Annotated in this window: 1 pseudogene; it reads right to left on the bottom strand. The window is 36.4% G+C overall.

Annotation, left to right across the window (positions count from 1 at the left end):
• Positions 1–169: 169 nt before the first annotated feature.
• Positions 170–541, bottom strand: a pseudogene (locus RJ32_RS14775) (hypothetical protein); the annotation flags it as partial.

The raw sequence follows: 541 nt of genomic DNA, 5'->3' as shown, positions 1-541 counted from the left end.
TAATACCAACAAATAGAGGCCTTGATGAAAATGGAGAAATAGACACTATTGGGATAGGTGGCGATAATGTGCCATATGTATATTTTGGTCATATTTGCGATCAGGATTTGATTTCTAGCGAACCTTCATAATTTAAAAGGGCCTCTAAATGAGGCCCTTTCGCAATAAATTACTCTCGTTCTGCATTTCTTCTAAGTTGAGATGAGATATTATCGTTTAACTCAAGCCAACTAAAGTCCTTATTCCAAGCCTGTTTAAAGCTTTCTCCTCCTTGTGAATTATCCAGAATTTCTTTTAAATCAAATATTTTTGAGAAATTATCTTCGTTTACGTCGTAACTTGACCACCCCCTAACTCCCAAGTCAATGTGCTCTAGAAAGCTCGATTTAAACTCGTTAGCTGCGGTCACAAAATCCCCGTTGTCATTTAATTTTTCAGATATAAGACTTTTCTCTTTATCATTAATGGAACCTGTAACTTCTAGCTCACCTGATTGACTGATTGATATCCCCCAGTCTTTATTCGCTAATGATGGTTGTTC

The organism is Idiomarina sp. 28-8 (assembly GCF_000320945.2).
GTDB lineage: Bacteria > Pseudomonadota > Gammaproteobacteria > Enterobacterales > Alteromonadaceae > Idiomarina > Idiomarina loihiensis.
The sequence above is the reverse complement of the archived record's forward strand: the minus strand, read 5'-3'. Positions and strand labels throughout refer to the sequence as shown.